Below are 17,317 nucleotides of genomic sequence, written 5' to 3'. Positions count from 1 at the left end.
GCGGCAACTTCGAAAAACTGGAAGTCGCAGGCAACGGCGCTACCACGACGATCAACGACACCATCGACAAGGTTGATGTGGTTCTGACCGCCACCACCACCGTCGGCGAAGGCGGCAATATCGTCTACACCGCCAGCCTTGTGGATAAAAACGGTGCGCCGGTGACTAACATCACTAACCCGTTGACCGTCACTTTGGATAATGGCCAGAGCATCACCATTGGTGTGAACCAGTCCAGCGGCACAGTCTCCGTTATGGCACCGAACGACGTCTACGCCGGTAACCAGACCGTCACCACAGCCATCACCAACGTGGCCGGCGGCGCGCATTACGAAAACCTGGTCCCAGGCAAAACCCCGGTCAGCACCACCGTGACTGACACACCGAGCACCACCGACACCACCACCGTCACGCTGACCGCGCCAAGCGCCGTCAACGAAGGTGGACAGATCACCTACACCGCCACCTTGAGCAACAAAGCCGGAACTGACGTAACGCTGAAACTCGATAACGGCTCGTCGATCACCATCAAGGCAGGCGAAACCGTGGGTACAGTGACGGTTGCAGCACCTGGCGATGACGTGTTCATCGACAAGAGCACCCAGACCGTCAAGATCACCGACACCGCTGGCGGCAACTTCGAGAAGCTGGTTGTAGCCGGTGACGGCGCGACCACTGTTATCAATGACACCATCGACGATGTGAAGGTCGTGCTGACAGCCACCAGCAGTGTGGCCGAGGGTGGCCAGATTACCTACACCGCCAGCCTCGTCGATAAGAACGGCGCTGCCGTGACCAACGTTGGCTCCGATCTGGTGGTCAAGCTGGACAATGGCTCGACCATTACCATTGGTAATGGCAAGACCACCAGCACCGTCAATGTCACAGCACCTAATGACGTCTACGTCGGCGCTAACGATGTGTCGGCCAAGATCACCAACGTGCTCAGCGGCGGCGACAAGTACGAGAACCTGATTGTGGTCGGCACCCCGGTGGTCACCAAGGTGACCGACGTGGTGAGCAACACCGTGATCAGCATCTCGGGCGATGCTTCGGTTAACGAAGGCCAGACCGCCCACTACACGCTGAACCTGACCAACCCGGCGGGCACCGACGTTACTGTGACGCTCAAGTACAGCGGCACCGCCACTGACGGTTCGGACTTCACCGGCGTGTACACCGTGAAGATTCCGGCCGGCGCCAGCAGCGCGACGTTCGATATCAAGACCATCGATGACAAGTTGACCGAGCCTACGGAAAACTTCGTGATCACCATCGACAAGACCACCGGTGGCAACTTCGAGAACCTGGCGATCAGCGGCACCAACGGCAGCGTCACCACGTCGATCATCGACAATGACGCACCGCCGGTCATCGACCTCGATGCCAACGACTCCAGCGGCGCAACGGGTGCCAACTACAAGACCACCTTCACCGAAGGCGGCACGGGTGTGTCGATTGCTGACACCGACATCAAAATCACTGACCCGGACAGTACTCAACTGACCGGCGCCACTGTGGTCCTGACCAACGCCCAGCAGGGCGACTCGCTGAACGTCAACAACGTCGCCGGCATCACCGTAACCTCTGCCACTGACCCTGCCACCGGCAAGATCACCCTGACCCTGACCGGTACGGCGTCGCTGGCTGACTACATGCAGCAGATCAAGAACATCACGTTCACCAACAGCAGCCATGACCCGAGCAACACGCCACGGACCATCACCGTGACCGTGACCGACGGCGGCAACTACTCCAACGTCGCGACCACCACGGTCAACGTGGTACCGGTCAACGATCCACCGGTGGCTACTGGCGCCGCTATCACCGGCACGGAAGACACCCCACTGGCCCTGACCTGGTCCAACTTCGGTGTCACTGATGTGGACTCACCACAAGCCAGCCTCGGGGTGAAAATCACCGAGCTGCCGGTTGCCGGAAAGTTGCAGTTCCTGGCGGCGGATGGCGTCACTTGGACCAGCGTGACCGCCGGCCAGACCTTCACCAAGGCCCAGATCGACGGCGGCCAGTTGCGCTTCATGCCGAACGCCAACGAATCCGGTGCCGATGGCTACGGCGGCACCGGCGTGGGCAACAAACAGGCGGACTACGCACAGTTCAAGTTCCAGCCAACCGATGGCAAGGATCTGGGCAACACCGCTACGATGAAAGTCGACATTACGCCGGTGGCGGATGCTCCGACCCTGACCGTTGCCGACAACAACATCGCGTCGGTAGGTCTGACCAAGCTGAGCTGGAACAGCATCGCCAACCTGGGTACCAACGGTAATGGCGCCTCGGCGACCGTGTTGAAAAACGCGATCGATAACGCCGGCACACCAAACAGCACGACGATTTCGACCAACATCGAATCCAGCGCAAACGTGCCAGGCGGTGCCGGATCGAAGACTTCCGGCCTGATTTACCTGGAAGCGGGCAAGTCCTACACCTTCAGCGGTTACGGCGATGACAGCATCCTGATCAACGTCGGCGGCAAAGACGTGGCCAGCGCGGTCTACGGGACGAACGCCGGCCAGTTCAGCGGCACGTTCACCCCGACCACCAACGGTTACTACAGCATTGATATCTACCATGCGAACCAGGCAGGTCCTGGCAGCTATGACGTCAACCTGTCGGTCAACGGTGGCCCGGTGACCAACCTGAGCAACACTACGATTCCGATCTACACCGGCGTCAACGACCTGATCAATGCCGGCGCGCAGGTGTCCGATCTGCACGGTACCAATGGCCAGGGCTACTACGACGCGTACAAGCTCAACGAAGGCCTGGAAAACGGTACGGTCAAGCTGACCAAAATCACCTCCGGCCTGACCGATACTGACGGCTCGGAAACGCTGGCGGTGAAAATCGGCAGCATCCCGGTGGGCGCAGTGCTCAGCGACGGCGCGGGTCATACCTTCACGGCCACCAAAGGCGCGACCGAAGTGGACGTCACTGGTTGGAACCTCAACAACTTGAGCTTCAAGCCGCTGCCTTACACCAGTGGCCAGTACAACCTGACTGTGACCTCGACTTCCACCGAGAGCCTGGGTGGCTCGGCCACCACCACGACGCAATTGCCTATTACGGTGTACCCGGCGACCTATAACCCAGTCACAGCGACATCGGGCGATGACAATGTCATCGGCACTTCTGGCAATGACATCGTGGTTGCGGACGTTGCTGGCTTGAACGTAGTCCAAGGCAAGAGCTACAACATCGCGTTCATGATCGATACGTCGGGCAGTATGGGTGCGAGCTCGGTGGCGGCAGCGAAAGCGTCGTTGACTACAGTGTTCAATTCACTGAAAAGCAGCATCGGCGCCAGCACCTCCGGCACCGTGAACATCTTCCTGGCGGACTTCAGTGACCAGGTCAATCGCACGGTCACGGTCGACCTGAAAGATCCAGGCGCACTGAATTCGCTGCAGAAAGTCCTGGACTCCATGGTGTCTACCGGTGGTACCAACTACGAAGACGTGTTCAAGGCCGCGTCCAACTTCTTCAAAAGTGCCCAGGCGACTGGCAACACTGGCGCAATCAATACAACGTACTTCATCACCGATGGTCAGCCGACGTTTTACCAGGCGTCCGAACAGACCAACCCGTACTTGTACGGCAACGTCAGGCTCGATGATGTCGTCACCATGAACAACTACACCATCGGTACAGCCACCCGGATCAACATCGATTCGAATAATTACCTTGATATCAACTCTGTCGGCAAGGTAACCCTCTGGTCCTACGGCTGGTCGTACAACAAGGGAATCATCCACGCCCAAGGGGATGGCACCTATGAAATATCGGTACAAGGCGGCCTCGGGTACGATACCGACTACGCCACCACCACCAACTCCAACAGCGCGTTCGCACTGCTCAAAGGCCTGTCCACAGGTGGCGTAGAAGCCATCGGCCTCAACAGCGGGATCAGCCTGAATCAGTTGGCACCGTACGACAGCGATGGCAAGCCACAAAGCAACATCGATCCGAAGGACTTGGCCAACGCCATCCTCGGTCACAGCGAGGCCACCCTGCCGGGTGCCGACCGTGTCGATGGCGGTGACGGCAACGACATCCTCTTCGGCGACCTGGTGAGCTTCCCGGGCGTTACCGGCGAGGGTTACAACGCTATCCAGTCCTACGTGGCAGGGAAAAACGGCGTGGCGGTTGCTGCCGTCACCGGCCAGGATGTGCACAAGTACATCACCGAGCACTACAACGAGTTCGACACCTCGGGTGCCAAGGACGGTAATGACACCCTGCTGGGTGGCTCGGGTGATGACATCCTGTTCGGCCAGGGCGGCAACGACTTCCTGGATGGCGGCAAAGGCAATGACATCCTGCTGGGTGGCACCGGGAACGACACGCTGATTGGCGGCCAGGGCAATGACATCCTGATCGGCGGCTCGGGTGCCGACACCTTTGTGTGGAAGGCCGGTGACATCGGTAACGATGTGATCAAGGACTTCAAGGCATCGGAAGGCGACCGCATTGATCTGCGCGATCTGTTGAAAGGTGAGACCGACAGCACCATCGATAACTACCTCAAGATCACTACGGTAGAGGGCGTATCGACGCTTCAAGTGAGCAGCGAAGGCAAGCTCAACACGACCGGTGGCCTGGCCAATGCCGATGTGACGATCAAGCTGGAAGGCAACGATTGGTCCCACACCAGCATCAACTCGCTGATCAGTGGTGCCGACCCGACCATCAAGATCGACCACACTTAAGACGCAACTAATCGGCCGCCCCTATGGGCGGCCGATTTTTTTGCCCCATGGGTCGCGCTGGTCCTGACGGGCGGTGCGTCGCATACTCTCGCCCATAAACGCAGCGTTGGCCTATGCTGTTCAACGCATGTGGCTCATTTTCGAGGGGTTCTTATGTTTTACGTGCAACGTGATGCACAGGGTGCGCTGACTCGCGTAGAGGCCGCAGCCTTTACCGAGTCCACCGAAACCCTGCCGGCCGATCACCATGAGATCCAGGCGTGGTACGCCAACGAAGTGGTGGAAACCAGCCTGGCCCAGCTCAAGCAGAGTGACTTGGAGATGATCCGGGTACTGGATGACTTGATCCAGGTGCTGACCCGTAAAGGCGTCATCAGGGTGACCGACCTGCCGCCGGCAGCCCAAGCCAAGTTGATGGACCGTAACCATGCGCGGGAAGCATTGGGTGGGTTGAGCCACTTGATTGATGATGAAGAGACTGGGCTTATCTGAGCCCTGAAGCCGAACTGGATCGAAATGAGGGAGCAAGCCCGCTCCCTCATTTTAATCGCTCAGCGTCAGTGTGATTTCCACGGCGCAGGCTCACCAAACAGCTGGCCCTGCACACCAAAAATCCCCATCTCGCGAATCACCTTCAGTTCACCCTCTGTCTCCACACGCTCGGCAATCAACGGCAGATCGATGCTGTGGGCTGCGCGCTGGATAGCCTCGATAAACAGGCGCTTGTCACTCTCTTGGTCGATAGCGCGAATATAACTGCCGTCGATCTTCAAGTACGCCAGGCCCAGGCGCGCCAGATTGCCGATCATGCTGAAGCGCCCACCGAAACGTTGCAGGCTGAGGGAAAAACCCAGCTCGCGCAGGCGTTGGGTCATCTGTTCCAGCACGAGCTGTTCAGGCAATTGCTCTTCACCGATCTCCAGGGTGAGGCGCGGGCCCAGGTTGCTATGCTGGCGTAGCAGGTCATAAATGCGGTTCAAGGCCTGGGCGTCCTGCAAGGTCGCGGCGGAGAGGTTCAGCGCCAGGTTATCGCTGTGGCTGGCCATCTGCTTGAGCACTTGCTCCAACATCAAGCGGTCTAGGCGTGCCGACCAGCCGAAGCGCTCCAGCCACGGCAGGAAACGCCCGGCCGGTATCGTGTGGCCGTCCTCGTCCTGCAAGCGCGACAGCACTTTGTAGTGCAAGACCAACTGTGTGTCCTGGCTGGCGACAACGGGCTGGAAGTACAGCTGGAAGCGCTGCTGGGTCAGGGCCTGGTCCAACAACGTGTGCCAGGCGTGGTGATCGTCACCGACGCTGGCGGCCGCGCTACGATCAAGGCACACCCAACTGGTGTCGCCCTGCGCTTCGGCCTGGGCCAGGGCTTGGTCGGCCAGGGTCAGCAGGGCTTGTGGCGCGTCGCCATGGTTGAACGGTGCGAGGCCTATGTAGGCGACCGGCGTAACGTCGCTGGCGCCGGTCGCTTGCAGGCTGAGCAAAGTGCTTTCGAGGTTCTGCGCCAGCTGCAGCGCTTCTTCACGCATCAGCCCCGGCGCCAGCACGGCGAACTCGCCGCCACGGATACGGGTGACGAGGTTATGGGTTTCCGGGTACGGCTCGCACTGGCGCAGCAACTGTTCGCCAACCGCTTGCAGCAATTGGTCAGTGCGCTGGCCGCCCAGGCGTTGGTTGAGGCCGGCCAGGTCCCGAACCCGCAGTAACAGCAGGTAACCGGAATTGGTCTCTTCCGGGTTACTGACGCGGGCGTTGAGTTGCATCTCGAAATAACGCCGGTTGGCGAGGCCGGTAAGGTTGTCCTGATAGGATTCGGTGCGCAGTTTTTCGCTGCGCTCGGCTTGTTCCTGGAACAACGCCTTGAGCTTTTCCACCATCTGGTTCATGGCTTGTACCACCCGCCGCAGTTCCGGCGTGCGCGGCAGGTCGGGCAGGCTGAGGAACTCTCGGCGGGCAATGGCGTGGGACTGTTTGACCATATAGTCCAACGGCTTCAATTGCCGACGCAGCAACAACGCGCCGAGTACCGCACTCACCGCACCGCACAGCAGCAACCAACCAAGGCTGCCCAAGGCGCTCTGCCAGAGTTTGGACAGGGCAAACATGGGGTGACTGACCACTTCGACCCGCGCCGCCTGCTCCCAGCCACGGCTGACCAGCGCATCACCACCGGCCGGCTCCAGGCCGATCAACTTCACGAACCAGTTGGGTACGCCGTTGTTGTCAGGAATCCCACTGCGCTCGACGATGGTTTTGTCCGTGGCCAGGTCCACCACGCGGATGCTGGCGTAGTAGCCGCTGTCGAAGATTGAGCTGACCAGCAACTCCACCATGGCCGGGTCGTCGATATTCGGCGTCAGCGACAGCGCCAACGCCGTGGCGGCATCCTGCGCATGGGAGCGCAACTGGTTGACATATTGGGTGCGCGAGCTTTCCAGGCTGACCATGAAGCTGCCGCTGAAGGCGACCACCAGGAACAGACAGATTGCGATCAATAGTTGTTTGAACAGAGACATCCGATCAGTTACTCCTAGTTGGCAGGCTCGGCTGGGAAGCCTTCCGCACGCATTTTTCTCAATACATCCTGCCAGCGCGACAAGCGTTTGGTATCACCGACTTTCTTGTTGCCCTTGGCACCGGGCAAGTACAAGCCTTCGGCGTTGAATGAGTAAACCGGGACCAAATCGGTGCGGCGGGTGGCCGGAAGAATTTCGTCCATCAGGCTGTCGAGCACCAGTGGGATGGCCTCGGGGGTTGAATAATAGGTCAAGACCATATGAGCGCGGTTCTGCCGCAAGGCCTTGACGTAGGTAATGCGTAATTTGTCGCTGGACACGCCTAGATGACGCAAACTGAAATACTTTGCGATCGCGTAGTCTTCACAGTCACCGGCACCTTTCCAAAGCGCTTCGACGGGCGTCTCCCAATAGTCGACAACATGCCAGAGGTCGATGTCTTCCACGTAGCTCATTTGCTTGTTGAAGAACAAATTGACGACCTTGAGTTGCTGCTGCTCGCTGGCTTGCTTTTCGGTCGCCAGTAGCCGCTGCCAAGCGTCGATGCGCTGCTGGCCCTCGCCCAATGGCCCGTACACAGCGGAGGCCTTGCGGCTGATCTGCGAGAAATCCCAATCGGCACGTAGCCCGCCAAGCATCAGGCCAGCCAATAAAATTGCTGATAAAAGCCAGCACAGGACTCGATAGGGAATAAAACTTACCGCCAAGGCGTTCAATCCGTGAAGAGAGACGGAATTTCAAGGGATGGTGAAGCCTCGCCCTACAAAAAACAATGGCATAGTGCAATCATTCCTGGATGGACCGAGTTATAACCGCCCCTTGTGGGAGACACAAAGTATGCTATGTAAGCCCTTACAAACAGAAACTTAGCCTGTTTGACAAGCGCTTGGCCCCCCTTTAGTGTTCATTGGATCCAAATTAGCCACACTATTATTCAAGAAAGGAGGATAGCGTAACCGTGACGCAGAAGCCGAACCCTTTAAGCAGCATCAAAATCAGCGGGCCTATTCCCGCCCATCTTGCGCGCTCGGTCATTGAAGAAACGTTGCGCAATGCCATTCTCGATGGACGATTGCCCTGCGGCACCGCGATGCGTCAGCAAGAACTGGCCAGCTTGTTCGGCGTCAGCCGCATGCCCGTGCGCGAAGCCTTGCGCCAACTGGAGGCGCAGTCCTTGTTGCACGTGGTGACCCACAAAGGCGCCGTAGTTGCACCGCTGATCGAGGACAATTCGGCGGAGACCTATGCCTTGCGCATATTGCTGGAATCCGAAGCCCTGCGCCTGTCTCTTCCATTACTCACCAATGCAGATCTCGCCGAAGCCGAAGCCTGCATCAATGCACTGGAATGCGAAAAAGACTATTCCGAGATTGGTCGCCTCAATCGCCTGTTTCACATGGTGTTGTATGGCAAGGCACCCAATCAGCGTCTGCTCAAATTGGTGGAGCACGGGCTGAATGAAGAGGAGCGCTTTCTGCGCTTCAATCTTGAGGCGATGGGGCTGGGCGAAACGTCCCAGGAAGATCACCGTGAACTGCTGAGCCTGGTGGCGCAGAAGAAGGTCGACGAAAGCATCCTGACGCTGCGCAATCACTTGATGCGTGGGATGGAGGTGATTGCCACCTATCTCAATAGCCTTGAGACTGCCGACAAAAAAGTTTCGCAATAGGATTTTGTTCTTTTCCTCGCCCTTACACTGCGGGGCAACGTCCCACCAGGGAGGTTGCCACACTGACAGACGAAAACTCACTAAGTCTTAATTAACCACAAGCACTTTCCCACACTTACAACCGACTAATTAACCTTAAAAGCAGCCAAGAAAAAACAACTAATACTTTTATAAGCCGCCTTGATCGTTTAATCGGCTTATTATCCTACCCAGATGAACCACACCTCTCTAGCCGCCGCGCTCACCTATATCAGTGTTGCGCTGCGCGCGTTGCGTGGTCACAGCTAAACGCTCCTCCTCTAACTTACAATTAAAAATCCCAACACTGCTTTAGAGCACTCGCAATACTTAATAGGCGTCATCATGCATCAAGACTTGCTTAAACAAAAAAAATTACAACTTTTCAACCATCCATTATTTTCAGAAATAACATCACTCAACAAGTTACAGCACTTCATGGAAAACCATGTATTTGCCGTCTGGGACTTCATGACCCTGGCCAAACGCCTGCAGCAGGACCTGACTTGCACCCAGATACCCTGGCTCCCGCCCGCCGACTCGCAAGCTGCCCGCCTGATCAATGAAATTGTGCTGGGTGAGGAGTCGGACGAACACCCGACGCGAGGCCATTGCAGTCACTTTGAATTGTACCTGGACGCCATGACGGAGGTGGGCGCCAGCACGGTCGCCATCAAACGCTTGATCGACTTGCAATGCCAGGGAGTGGAGGTAAGTGCAGCCCTGCAAATGATCGACGCGCCCTCTGGCGTCACCCGCTTTGTCGATACCACGCTGCAAATCGCCTTGAGCGCCCCTACCCACTGTGTGGCGGCCGCGTTTCTGCATGGCCGCGAGAGTGTCATTCCGTCGATGTTCGAGCGGCTGTTGCACGGTAACGCCTTCATTGGTCGTGAAGCGCCCACCTTATGTCACTACCTCAATCGTCACATCGAAATGGACAGCCAAGACCATGGGCCCGCGGCGGAACAATTGCTCCAGCGTTTAATTGGCGCAGACTCGATTCGCCAGAGACAAGCAGATAGCACCGCCCTGGATGCTGTGGAAAGTCGTATTTGCTTCTGGGATGGCGTGCTGGCCTCGATGCAAGGGGTACGCCCATGAACGCCGCCAACTACCGCTCCTTTGCCGATGACTGGGAGCGGCGCGCTACCATCCGCACACGCCCCCGGCGCTTACTGGAGGACGACACCAAGTTCATCTTCCCCCTGTGCCGTCAACCCCTCGTACTGACTGCGACCTTTCTCGAACACTGCCCGCAATGGCGCGACTTCGTGCTGGTGCAGAGTTTCTATAAATTCATCAATGACGTGGTGATCTTCGAAACCGAGATCGTCGATAAGACCGCCCGCAACATTGCCAAGAATCGCTTCTCGCCGGCCTTCCCACTCGCCTGCCGCTACGACGCGATGACCGTCATGGTGGACGAGGATTACCATGCCTTGGTCGCGCTGGATTTCCTTCAGCAAGCCGTGAAAATGACCGGCATCGAACCGTTGGATCTGCCCGGGCAAATCGAATTGAGCCGCGCCCTGCCGGCAGCACAAGCGCAGGTTCCGGCACACCTGCACGACGCCGTTGAGTTAATCTGCGTAGCCATTGCTGAAAACACTGTCACCCATGACGTGGCGGCGTTCTCCAGGGACGATAGCGTCAAATCGTCTATCCGTGGCTTGATGGCCGACCATCTGTTCGATGAGGGCCGCCACGCACGGTTCTGGACACAGTTGGTGCATATCTACTGGCAATCGGCGAGCCCGGAAGACCGCGATAGCATTGCTCAAGCCCTGCCGATTTTCCTGGCGTACTACCTGACCAATGATCTACAGAAAAGCTTTGATCTGCACCTGATCGAGCACTTGGACATCAGTGCCGATACTCGCCTGGCGCTGCGCAATGAAATCGAGGCGCTGGCCTTTCCCATCACCCATCAACATCCGCTGATAGGCAATATCATGGGTTTATTGCAGCACAGCGGTGTGCTGCAAACAGCCAGCGTGGCACAGGCATTGAGTGACTACCTGCCGGTGTCGGGGGGGTTGGCATGAGGCGTTTGACGATTGAGTGGGGTGGGGCGAGTGAAGCCCTGGGCGCAGTCAAGCAAGTACTTGAGCAGTACGGGCATACTGAAGGGACGCAATCTGTCGACCTGGTGATTGAAGACGGTAGCCCGCCGCTGCCAGCATTATCCACCGATGCATTCTGGATGAGCCTGCGCCTGGGCATAGGCCCGGCATCAGAGGCCGGATTGCCCGCCCTCCAATTTCGCTGCTACGACCGAGAACGACGCCTGCTTGCCGTGCACGATGTTGCCGAGGAGCCCAGCGGCAACGGCCAGCGATTGCGTCAGCAGGCCACGAACGCACTGGTGGAATGGGCCGCCATGCTGGTGAGTGGTTTCTCAAGGGATCCGGCCTTTTTCTCTGCAATAGGCACCGCTAACGCCTGGTCCGAACAAGGCTTGCAAGGGCTGGACGCTTTGGTGTTTATGCATCGGTTCAATCGCACGCAGGATCCAACCCTGTTACGAGCGGCCGAGGTGCCCTTGATTGAACGGTTGCAGACGAGCCTTGAGGCCTTCGCCAATCGAACAGCACTGAATATCGCGGGCAACGTCCTGACTTATCGCCAGCTTCACCTACATGCCCTGGCGATCCAGCAACGTCTGTTACCACTGCTGGAGGGCATCGAGACGCCGGTGGTCGGTGTGTGCTTGGAAAAATCTGCCGAGCTGTACGCGAGCATCCTTGCGGTGCTGGGTTGCGGTGCAGTGTATTTGCCACTGGCACCGGATCATCCCGCGCAACGCCAGCAAGGCATGCTGGAAAGCACTGACGCTTGCGTGCTGCTGGAAAATGGCCTGCACCCGCTGCGAGATCATTTCGCGTCACTTGATGTCAGCAGTATTGTCCCACGCACCGTCGCCATACAACCGCTGACGCGTGTTCGCCCCATTGCCGACACGCCGTGCATGGCGCTTTTCACCTCGGGTACTTCAGGGCAACCCAAAGGTGTACTCCTCAGCCAATATAACCTGGCGCATTTCACCGCCTGGCTGGGCACTTGCGTAGCGCTGGACGAGCGGAGCCGCGTGCTGCAGTTTTCGCCGTTGAGTTTCGACTCGTCACTGATCGATATTTTCCCTGCCTTGGTGGCCGGGGCCGAGTTGATTATCCCCAGCAACGATCAACGTCACGACCCTCAGCAACTGGTCGAGTTGATTCGCCAGCACCGCGTGACCCATGGGTTCCTACCGCCGGCGCTGCTCAGCATCCTGCCGTTGGATCAGCCATTGGGCCTTACCCACCTGCTCACTGGGGGCGATTTCTGCGAGCCCTATGTGATCGAACGACTGACAGCCCAATGCCAGTTGCATAACTTCTATGGGCCCACAGAGACCACGGTGCTGGCAACCCACAGGGCGTTCCAGCGCGGTGACAGCCATCGCAACGTCGGCCGCCCCATCGCCAACAGCCAAGTGTTGATCCTCGACGAAAACCTGCAGCCCGTGGATGAACAGGTACAAGGCGATTTGTACATCGCCGGCCCGGGCGTGAGCCTTGGGTATGTGAACGCCTCGCAGCAGGCCGACAGCCCTTTCGTTGCGCTGCCACTGCCAAACGGGCAGTCGTTGCGCGCGTACCGCAGCGGCGACCTGGCAAAATGGACAGACGACGGTATCGAGTTGTGTGGGCGGCGGGATGACCAAGTCAAAATCCGCGGATTCCGAGTCGAGCCTCAAGAAATAGAGCAGTGCCTGCGCAACAGTCGCTTGTTTCGCCAAGTGGCCGTGGTGATTGATCCGGCGCACAGAGTTATCGCTTTTGTCGCCCAACCCGAACCCAGCGCGACGCTGGCAAGCCTGAAGGAATATGCTCGGCAATGGTTGCCTGTGCATATGCAGCCGGTGGTCTGGAGCGAGTTGGCATGCATGCCCGGCTCGAGTAACGGCAAGATCGATCGCAAGGCATTACTGGCAATGCCATTGTCCGTCCCTCAAGAGGTGATACGCGGCGGTGCAAAAACGGCTCTACAAGCGCAGTTGGCGGACCTATGGGACGAATTGCTGGCGCTGCCGGTTGGCAAATTATCGATTGATGAAAGTTTTTTCAACTTGGGTGGCCACTCCATCCTGTTGTCGACGCTATTGCTGCGCCTGCGCGAGCAGTTCGGCCGCAGCGTCTCTTTGAGCCAATTTTTTGAAACGCCGACAATCCGCACCTTGGCCGCACTGATGGAGGGCAGTGCGCTTCCCGACACACCTGCCAGCCAGATGGAGAAAGATGCATCACAAGCGATAAAGATTGAGATGCTACCCGAGGACCGCGCGGGTGATACGCGCAAAGTGATCGTCACCGGGGCGAACAGTTTTGTCGGGGTACATATCGTCCAAGCGCTGCTTGCCGGCGGTGCCCAAGAAGTGGCATGCCTGGTGCGAGAACTGCCGGAGCATTCGGCCACGGAGCGGTTCACCCAATCGCTGCGTGAGTACCGCCTGGAACATCTGGACCTGAGCAGAGTGCAGGTATACGCGGCCGACATTCGCAAACCCCGTCTGGGCTTGTCCTGCAACGTGTACGACTACCTCGCTCGTACCCATGGCGTTTTGGTGCACAACGCGGCGCATGTCAATCATGTGCTGGATTACGCCTCACTCGCTAAGGACAACGTAGAACCGGTACTCGAGTGCCTGCGCCTTTGCGAAACCCATTGTAAGAAAGTGTTCAATTTCATCTCGACGTTGTCAGCCTGCAGCAGCGTAGACGCCGCTGGTTACGTGCTTGAAGCCCCTGCCAGGAATACGTCGCCGCTTTATGTAAAAAATGGCTACAACCTGTGCAAGTGGGTAGCCGAAAGGTTGTTGGGGCGTGCGGCGGATCTGGGGGCTTGGGTGAATATTCATCGGCCGGGAAATATCAGCTTCAACGGTCAAAACGGTGCCTGCCAGCCACAGAAAAATAGACTGATGTTGATGCTCAAGGGATCCCTGCAATTGGGCTTGGCACCTCGACTGGAGGTGAACTTCGATTTGATGCCGGTGGACTTTCTGGCGCGCTTCATCGCCTTCCACGGCCTCCATTTTGACGTTGGGCGAAACGTATTCAACCTGCACAACCCAGAACCCTTGAGTTGGGATCAGTACCTTGACGCGTTCAGCGAGGCTGGGCACTCCTTCGAACGGGTCAGTATCGAACACTGGCAACGAGCGTTACGAACGGTGCGCCGTGATAACGCGCTGTTCGGTGTACTGGGCTTCTACCTCGACGGATTGAGTGATGACATCGGCGACACGTCGATGATCCGTTACGACAATACCCGGTGGGGCTTGGAAAAAATGGGCATGTACTATCCGCAGAAAAGCCCGGCGCTGTTACGCAAAGGCTGCGACTACCTCAGGGCCATCGGCTTCCTCTGAACTGCGTCAGGTACCCCTCATGAAACCGCTGCAACCCGATACGCTAATTCGCAATCCCACCGGTACACCGATTGTCACCTCCGTCGTGATCCCCTGCGAGGCGGTCCACTTATGGAGCGTGGTAGGTTGCTTTGAAGGCTTTGACGCGTTCATCTCAAGCCTGTCACACATCGAAATGACCGGTGTGGGCGTGGGAGCATTGCGAACTAAGTTTTTCCACGATGGCCATTGCGTCGTGGAGCAACTTAACAGCCGAGACGAAGACGCCATGCATATGACATGGACCACCCTCTACAACACTTTAGGCTTGGCCCGCTTGTGGGCGGCGATGAGCGTGGAAGCGCTTGGCGCAGGCAGTTCCAGGGCAACTTGGACGCTTGTGGGGGAGGCGCAGGAAACAACGCAAGCAGAGTTTGAACAGTTTGCGCAAGCGTTTACCAAAGGCGCCCTGGAGAATGTACGCCAGATGCTTGGCTAAGCAGTCGGAGCGAGAGACCTCGCTCCGATGCAGCCAGGGTCAGATTTTGAAGCTATCGACCAATTGCTTCAATCGGCTGGCCTGCTGGGACAGCGCATCGCAGTCCTTAAGCGTCTCGTTGAGATTGGCCACACCCTGCTGGTTCAGCAGGTTGATCTGGTTGATGTCCACGTTGAGGGTTTCAACGACTGCAGTCTGCTCTTCGGTGGCCGCCGCGACCGACTGGTTCATGCCATCGATCTCAACGATGCGCTGCGTCACGCTGATCAGGCGCTCACCCGCCTGGTTAGCCACCTCGACGCTTTCTTCGCTGGAGGTCTGGCTGGCGTTCATGGTGGTCACGGCTTCACGCGAACCCACTTGCAGAGAAGTGATCATCTTGTGGATCTCTTCTGCCGACTCCTGGGTACGGTGTGCCAGATTACGCACTTCATCAGCCACCACGGCAAACCCACGCCCGGCCTCACCAGCACGGGCAGCTTCAATCGCCGCGTTAAGGGCGAGCAAATTGGTTTGCTGGGAAATGCCTTTGATCACATCAAGAATGTGCCCGATATTGTCGGTACTGGCGTTCAGGGTTTCGATCTGAGTGCAGGAGAGGCTGATCTTTTGCGACAGCTCCGACATCGCCAGGATGGTTTGCTCAACCACCTTGCGCCCATCGTCAGCTTGTTCGCTGGCACCGCTGGCGTGCTGGGACGCATCAGCGGCGTTGCGTGCGATTTCCTGGGTGGCGGCACCCAGCTCGTTGATCGCTGCAGCCACGCTATTGGTGCGCGCACTCTGCTCATCGGAACCGATGATCGAGGCATTCGACGATGCCATCACGCGCTGAGACAAATCATGTACCTGGCGCGTTGCCGAGGACACTTCGGAAATCGACGCGTGGATCCGCTCGACGAACTGGTTGAACGCGCTACCAACCTCGCCGAATTCGTCTTTGCTGGTCACCTCGAGGCGTCGGGTCAGATCACCTTCGCCTTGGGCGATGTCCTGCATGGCTACCCCCATAGTGGTCAATGGACGCAGCAATACTTGAATCAGCAAGCTCAAGAGCACGGCAATGGCTACAACAGCGATCAACATTGCAATCAACGCTGATGTACGGAATTTGCCTAGCGGGGCATAGGCCTTCTCTTTGTCGATCGACAGGCCGATGTACCAGTCGGCGCCAGGCAAACCGCTGATAGGCGTGAACGATAGAATGCGATCCTGGCCATTGAGGACAACGTCCTGGTTGAGCTTCTCGAGGCGCACGTTGGTGCCAGGGTAGATGTCCTTGAGATTTTTCATCACTTGGTCCTGGTCAGGGCTGACGATGACTTGGCCGTCACCACTGACCAGAAATGCATGACCAATTCCGCCGAAGTCTACCGAGTTGATGATCTTCACCAGGGTTTGCAGGCTCAGGTCACCACCGACAACGCCCAACATTTCGCCATTCTTTTTCACCGGCATGGCAATTGTCACGATCTGGCCGCCCACAGCGGCCATATAAGGCGGAGTAAGCATGGTTTTGTCCGCGACTACCGCCTGCTTGTACCAGGGGCGCTGACGTGGATCGTAGTCGTCAGGCATCTTCGCATCCGGACGCTGGGTGAACACGCCGTTGGTCTGCCCCACATAAGTGAACTGGAAGTTGGTGGTAAACGCTGGCTGATCGACCAGCCCTGGAAGGTCGGCAGCGCTGCCCTGATGGGCAACGTTCTGCGCCAGGTTCTCAAGGACCAGAATGCGACCACTGAGCCAGTTCTGCACACTGCTGGCAGTAAGTTCGCCGGATTGCTGGATGGACGACGCCAGGTTTTGCTTGATAGTGCTGCGCTGCAGGTAGTCGTTGTAGAGCGTGAATAACGCGAAGGCTAAAACCACGACGCCTGACGCAGCCAACAGAATTTTATGACTGAACTTGAGATTCATTTCATCGACTTCTTTTGCCAAAGGGGGGTGAGCGTGCCGAGTGGAACATTCCATGTAACGGGATAGGCGGACTCTGCGGTCGCTCTATTTCGGTGCACGCATGGCTCATCAGGTTTTCGGCCAAACGTCGACAAATCTTAGAAATTTGTGAGAAACATCTGCTTATAGCGTAGGAAACCGACAGGAGGTAGGCGCGAGATAGGCCTGTGGCAGCCAACCTTAAACGACAAAACCCCTGTCTGCGTTAGCAAACAGGGGTTTCGGAATTCAATCTTGACGATGACCTACTCTCACATGGGGAAACCCCACACTACCATCGGCGATGCATCGTTTCACTGCTGAGTTCGGGATGGGATCAGGTGGTTCCAATGCTCTATGGTCGTCAAGAAATTCTGTGTACCAGAGCGTTGCACTAGCAACGGTCCGGTGAAATTCATGGACTTCTACATAAACAAAACCCCAACTGCTTTCGCAATTGGGGTTTCGGAATTTAATCTTGACGATGACCTACTCTCACATGGGGAAACCCCACACTACCATCGGCGATGCATCGTTTCACTACTGAGTTCGGGATGG

The 17,317-nt window shown here is 57.5% G+C and carries 9 protein-coding genes, 2 rRNA genes and 1 pseudogene; 7 read left to right on the top strand and 5 right to left on the bottom strand.

All coding sequences use genetic code 11. From position 1 onward, the window contains the following. Both FRT59_RS26880 and FRT59_RS26875 read left to right on the top strand, forming a co-directional pair. Positions 1-4,730, top strand: a pseudogene (locus FRT59_RS26880) (LapA family giant adhesin); the annotation flags it as partial. A gap of 153 nt (positions 4,731-4,883) precedes the next feature. Continuing rightward, on the top strand, positions 4,884-5,222 hold the full coding sequence (locus FRT59_RS26875; protein ID WP_034116717.1) for a hypothetical protein: 339 nt from the start codon (positions 4,884-4,886) through the stop codon (positions 5,220-5,222). 65 nt (positions 5,223-5,287) lie between these two features. Here FRT59_RS26875 and lapD read toward each other — a convergent pair whose 3' ends face one another. Beyond that, positions 5,288-7,240, bottom strand: coding sequence for a cyclic di-GMP receptor LapD (lapD, locus tag FRT59_RS26870; protein ID WP_034116716.1), 1,953 nt, complete (start codon positions 7,238-7,240; stop codon positions 5,288-5,290). A gap of 14 nt (positions 7,241-7,254) precedes the next feature. Beyond that, positions 7,255-7,947: a cysteine protease LapG gene (lapG, locus tag FRT59_RS26865; RefSeq protein ID WP_153872808.1), complete on the bottom strand. Its 693-nt coding sequence runs from the start codon at positions 7,945-7,947 to the stop codon at positions 7,255-7,257. Between the two features lie 251 nt (positions 7,948-8,198). Here lapG and FRT59_RS26860 point away from each other — a divergent pair, with 251 nt between their 5' ends. The 5 genes from FRT59_RS26860 (at position 8,199) to FRT59_RS26840 (ending at position 14,821) form a co-directional block, all read left to right on the top strand. Further along, positions 8,199-8,909: a GntR family transcriptional regulator gene (locus FRT59_RS26860; RefSeq protein WP_034116715.1), complete on the top strand. Its 711-nt coding sequence runs from the start codon at positions 8,199-8,201 to the stop codon at positions 8,907-8,909. Between the two features lie 363 nt (positions 8,910-9,272). Continuing rightward, on the top strand, positions 9,273-10,031 hold the full coding sequence (locus FRT59_RS26855; RefSeq protein WP_153872807.1) for a DUF3050 domain-containing protein: 759 nt from the start codon (positions 9,273-9,275) through the stop codon (positions 10,029-10,031). Next, positions 10,028-10,975 carry a diiron oxygenase gene (locus FRT59_RS26850; RefSeq protein WP_153872806.1) on the top strand — a complete coding sequence of 316 codons (948 nt, stop codon included), beginning with the start codon at positions 10,028-10,030 and terminating at the stop codon, positions 10,973-10,975. Before FRT59_RS26855 ends, FRT59_RS26850 begins: the two co-directional genes overlap by 4 nt. Beyond that, complete coding sequence (locus tag FRT59_RS26845; protein WP_153872805.1) at positions 10,972-14,343, top strand: amino acid adenylation domain-containing protein; 3,372 nt, start codon at positions 10,972-10,974, stop codon at positions 14,341-14,343. The genes FRT59_RS26850 and FRT59_RS26845 overlap by 4 nt, the downstream gene beginning before the upstream one ends. Positions 14,344-14,362: 19 nt before the next feature. Next, the gene (locus tag FRT59_RS26840) at positions 14,363-14,821 is read left to right on the top strand and encodes an SRPBCC family protein (protein ID WP_153872804.1); all 459 of its coding nucleotides are present in this window, start codon (positions 14,363-14,365) and stop codon (positions 14,819-14,821) included. Positions 14,822-14,860: 39 nt separating this feature from the next. On the opposite strand, the gene FRT59_RS26835 is transcribed toward FRT59_RS26840, so the two are convergent. The 3 genes from FRT59_RS26835 to rrf (FRT59_RS27650) form a co-directional block, all read right to left on the bottom strand. Continuing rightward, the gene (locus FRT59_RS26835) at positions 14,861-16,741 is read right to left on the bottom strand and encodes a methyl-accepting chemotaxis protein (RefSeq protein WP_153872803.1); all 1,881 of its coding nucleotides are present in this window, start codon (positions 16,739-16,741) and stop codon (positions 14,861-14,863) included. Positions 16,742-17,012: 271 nt separating this feature from the next. Continuing rightward, a 5S ribosomal RNA gene (gene rrf / locus FRT59_RS26830) occupies positions 17,013-17,128 on the bottom strand. 107 nt (positions 17,129-17,235) lie between these two features. Further along, positions 17,236-17,317: ribosomal RNA gene (gene rrf / locus FRT59_RS27650) — 5S ribosomal RNA — on the bottom strand; the annotation flags it as partial.

The sequence above is a fragment of the Pseudomonas haemolytica genome, assembly GCF_009659625.1.
In the GTDB taxonomy this organism is placed as follows: domain Bacteria; phylum Pseudomonadota; class Gammaproteobacteria; order Pseudomonadales; family Pseudomonadaceae; genus Aquipseudomonas; species Aquipseudomonas haemolytica.
This window is presented reverse-complemented; position numbering and strand designations above follow the sequence as displayed.